Here is a 243-nt window from a genome sequence, read left to right as displayed (position 1 = left end):
TCCCTGGAACAATGAGCGTTATTATCTTCGGTTACATTGGTGGATTACTTGTTGATAGAAAAGGTCCATTGTACGTGTTAACCATTTGAGTTACATTTCTTTCCGTTAGCTTTTTAATTGCTGCCTTTTTTTTAGAAGTAACACCATGGTTACTGACAATTATATTAGTTTTTGTTTTTGGTGGGCTGTCATTCACCAAAACAGTTATATCTACAATTGTTTCAAGTAGTTTGAAACAAAAGG

Annotated in this window: 1 pseudogene; it reads left to right on the top strand. The window is 33.7% G+C overall.

Annotated features, from left to right (window positions below):
* A pseudogene (locus AWV70_RS23040) lies at nt 1–243 on the top strand (tetracycline efflux MFS transporter Tet(L)); the annotation flags it as partial.

This window comes from Sporosarcina koreensis (genome assembly GCF_001531445.1).
Taxonomy (GTDB): domain Bacteria; phylum Bacillota; class Bacilli; order Bacillales_A; family Planococcaceae; genus Sporosarcina; species Sporosarcina koreensis_C.
The sequence above is the reverse complement of the archived record's forward strand: the minus strand, read 5'-3'. Positions and strand labels throughout refer to the sequence as shown.